General features: G+C 42.4%; 5 protein-coding genes. All 5 read left to right on the forward strand.

Annotation, left to right across the window (positions count from 1 at the left end; genetic code table 11):
• Positions 1-520 (forward strand): Glu/Leu/Phe/Val dehydrogenase family protein (locus tag AC1DSB_RS15835; RefSeq protein WP_477587077.1); only part of this gene is annotated, 520 nt, incomplete at its 5' end.
• 139 nt (positions 521-659) lie between these two features.
• Positions 660-1,055: a thioesterase family protein gene (locus tag AC1DSB_RS15840; protein ID WP_477532142.1), complete on the forward strand. Its 396-nt coding sequence runs from the start codon at positions 660-662 to the stop codon at positions 1,053-1,055.
• Between the two features lie 42 nt (positions 1,056-1,097).
• Positions 1,098-2,246 (forward strand): Leu/Phe/Val dehydrogenase, encoded by a 1,149-nt coding sequence (locus AC1DSB_RS15845; protein ID WP_477532141.1) that lies wholly within the window; start codon positions 1,098-1,100, stop codon positions 2,244-2,246.
• A gap of 15 nt (positions 2,247-2,261) precedes the next feature.
• Positions 2,262-3,317, forward strand: coding sequence for a pyruvate dehydrogenase (acetyl-transferring) E1 component subunit alpha (gene pdhA, locus AC1DSB_RS15850; RefSeq protein ID WP_477532140.1), 1,056 nt, complete (start codon positions 2,262-2,264; stop codon positions 3,315-3,317).
• A 4-nt stretch (positions 3,318-3,321) separates the two neighbouring features.
• The coding region (locus AC1DSB_RS15855; RefSeq protein WP_477587078.1) for an alpha-ketoacid dehydrogenase subunit beta at positions 3,322-3,895 on the forward strand (574 nt) is incomplete at its 3' end.

Consider the following 3,895-nt stretch of genomic DNA (forward strand, 5'->3'; position numbering starts at 1 on the left):
TCTCTATGTTACCGATATTAGTCATGAAAGTCTGAGAATAATAGAAGAATTAGCCTCAACTACACCGGGAACAGTGAAGGTTGTTGGAAGTGAAGATATCTATTCACAGGAAGCGGATGTATTTGTCCCTTGTGCACTTGGAGGAATCATTAACGATCAGACAATTGATCAGTTCCAGGTGAAAGCAATAGCAGGATCTGCTAACAATCAATTGCTAAATGAAACGCATGGCAGAAGACTTCAGCAAAAGGGCATTCTGTACGCACCAGATTATATTATCAATTCAGGCGGACTGATTCAGGTGGCTGATGAATTGTATGGCATTAATCACTCAAGAGTCCTTGCTAAGACAAGGCATATCTATGATGCCATTTTAGAAGTATACGAGATGGCTATAAAAAATGGGATTTCGACGATGGAAGCTGCAAATATGATGTGTGACAAGAGAATTGAAAACAAAAGGAATAGAAATGGCTTTTTCACTACAGCCATGAAACCAAAGTGGGCTTTCCACAAATGATTTTTAACATCTCCTTGTAAGCGTTTACATTTAGGTTTTGTTTATTTGAAAATCTTGCTGGAGTATAAACTTTTTTCTATTAATCTACGAATTCGTTCATAACATGTACATAAACTAAATAGTAAGTAGGAGATAGAGTATGAAACGGGGACTGGAGTTAGGCAGAGAAGAATCAATCGAAATCATTGTGACAGAGGATATGTATGCTGCATTTGAAGGTGAAGTCGTTCACCCTGTCTATTCAACAGTAGCAATGACATACCATATGGAGTGGGTTTCAAGAAAAATCATTCTTCCTTTTTTGGAAGAGCATGAAGAGGGAATGGGTGCATCAGTCCAACTGAAACATATTGCTGCATCCCCTCTTGGTTCAGTCGTGTCTTTGACAGCTTATGTGATCGAACTTCGCGACAATTTTGTTAAGACAAAAGTGACGGCACGAAACCATTTAGGTGTAATTGGGAAAGGTGAAGTCATGCAAGTCATCCTATCAAAAGAAACAATAGCCAATAAGTTAAAAGAAGCGTCAGTCTAAATTTAGCAAATTCAAGTGATAGATTTTAAGGAGGCCTTTCGAATGAAAGTTGCAGAAAGAACATCAATGGCTAAAGAATTTGAGCTCTTCGATAAAATGAGTGCGCATGAACAAGTGGTTTTTTGTAACGATCCTTCCACTGGTTTGCGTGCCATCATTGCAATCCATAATACAACACTCGGTCCTGCACTCGGCGGATGCCGTATGCAACCTTATAACAGTATGGACGAGGCACTGGAAGATGTTCTGCGATTGTCAAAAGGCATGACGTACAAATGCGCTGCCGCTGACGTGGATTTTGGAGGCGGAAAAGCAGTCATAATCGGGGATCCGAAAACAGATAAGTCACCTGAACTGTTCCGTGCATTCGGTCAATTTGTCAATTCTTTAGGTGGCCGTTTTTATACAGGAACAGATATGGGTACGGCAATGGATGATTTCATACACGCTTCAAAAGAAACCAATTTTATCAACGGCCTTCCGGTCGAATATGGTGGTGGCGGGGATTCATCTATTCCGACGGCAGCAGGTGTCCTATACGGCATTAAAGCGACCAATCATATGCTCTTTGGAAACGATGAATTGGGCGGACACACCTACGCCATTCAAGGCCTCGGAAAGGTTGGATTTAAAGTTGCATGCGGATTGCTTGAAGCTGGTGCTGAAATTTTCGTAACAGATATCCATCAGGATAGTATAGATGCCATTAAAGCGAAAGCAGCAACAACTGCCGGCAAAGTGACCGTGATAGCAAAAGAAGATATTTATTCACAGCAGGCAGATATATTCGTTCCTTGTGCATTTGGTGGAATCATCAATGACAATACAATCGCTCAGTTTAAAGTAAAAGCAATCGTTGGTGCAGCTAACAATCAACTATTGAATGACACTCACGGGAAAATGTTACACGAAAAAGGAATTTTATACGCTCCTGATTATATCGTCAATTCCGGCGGCCTTATTCAAGTAGCTGATGAGTTGTACGGGATTAATCATGAACGTGTACTTGCCAAAACAAAACATATTTATGATGCGATTTTGGAAGTGTTCAAGGAAGCGAGCAGCAGCGGCAAAACAACAGAAGAATCCGCAAATGAGATGTGTGAAAAACGAATTGCGGAAAGATCGAAGCGAAATAGCTTCTATACAGCACCAGCTAAACCAAAGTGGTCCATACGCAACTTATCCTGAATGGAGGCAAGTTAAGTGGAACAAAACTATCCGATTAAACGAATAATAGACGATCAAGGCGTTCTCATTGATGAAAGTTATAAAAATACGATTGATGAAAAATTGGTAAAAGAATTGTATTACAACATGCTGCGTATCCGCACTTATGACAGAAAATCTATTAACTTGCAACGACAAGGGCGACTTGGTACATACGCGCCTTTCGAAGGGCAAGAAGCAGCACAGGTAGGAAGTGCGTTAGCGCTTGAGGAGAATGACTGGGTCTTCCCGACTTATCGTGACCATGGTGCGACTCTGACTTTTGGAAAAAGCATGACTAGAACATTTTTGTATTGGAATGGAAGAGTAGAAGGGTGTGTACCACCTGAAGGTAGAAATATCTTTCCTCCGGCTGTACCGATTGCTACTCAACTGCCTCATGCTGCGGGTGCAGCTTGGGCAGAAAAGCTGAAAGGAACAAAAAATGCCTCCATTGCTTATTTCGGAGACGGAGCCACTTCAGAAGGTGACTTTCATGAAGGACTGAATTTTGCGAGCGTATTCAAAGTTCCAGTCGTTTTCTTCAATCAAAATAACGGCTATGCGATTTCAGTTCCGATGGAAAAACAAATGAATTCCAAGACGATTGCACAAAAGTCAGTTGCTTATGGAATACCAGGTGTCCGTATTGACGGAAATGATTGTCTGGCGGTCTACTTTGAAACGAAAAAAGCATTTGACCGTGCACGTAATGGAGATGGACCGACATTAATAGAAGCAGTTACATGGCGAAAAGGTGCTCACACGACTGCGGATGATCCATCGAAATATCGCCCTGCGGAACAAGGCCAGCATATTGTTGACCCTATGGAACGAATGGAATTGTTCATGAAAAACTATGGCTACTGGGATGAACAGTGGATTAAGGAAATGACAGAAAAAACAGCGAATGAAGTCGAAGCGGCTGTCGATGAAATGGAAAACTACCCACCGCCAACCGTGGAAGATGTTTTCAATCATGTATTCGCAGTATTGCCCGTTCAACTCGCTGAACAGAAAGAAGCATATCTTGCACATTTGGGGAGGCGGTGACAGGATGACGACAATGAAAGAATCAAATCATGAAGAGGCACAGACAACCCAGATGACGATGATCCAGGCAATTAATGATGGCATGCGATTATTGCTCGAAGAGGATGATCGTACCATCATCCTGGGTGAAGACATCGGGAAAAATGGAGGAGTGTTCCGTGCGACAGAAGGGCTTCAGGAAAAGTTCGGAGCCGACCGTGTAGTGGATACCCCATTAGCTGAATCCGGCATCATTGGAACGTCCATTGGTCTTGCTGTTAACGGATTCAAACCGATTGCGGAAATACAGTTCCTTGGTTTTATCTATCCCGCATACGAACAAATCATGACCCATGTTTCCCGTATCCGTATGCGTTCAATGTCACATTTTACGGTACCTATGGTCATCAGGGCCCCATACGGAGCGGGAATTCGTGCACCTGAAATCCATTCCGATAGTACAGAAACTTTGTTCACGCATATGCCGGGAATAAAAGTTGTCTGCCCTTCAAATCCGTATGATGCAAAAGGGTTACTGATTGCAGCTATGGAAGATCCAGACCCGGTACTGGTCCTGGAAACGATGAAAAACTATCGTT

The sequence above is a fragment of the Paenisporosarcina sp. P4_E4_2 genome, from assembly GCF_056401595.1.

Bases quoted from the DNA above. Each gene is read 5' to 3' on its own strand.
- AC1DSB_RS15840 (WP_477532142.1), top strand. From the start codon at position 660: ATGAAACGGGGACTGGAGTTAGGCAGAGAAGAATCAATCGAAATCATT.
- AC1DSB_RS15845 (WP_477532141.1), top strand. From the start codon at position 1,098: ATGAAAGTTGCAGAAAGAACATCAATGGCTAAAGAATTTGAGCTCTTC.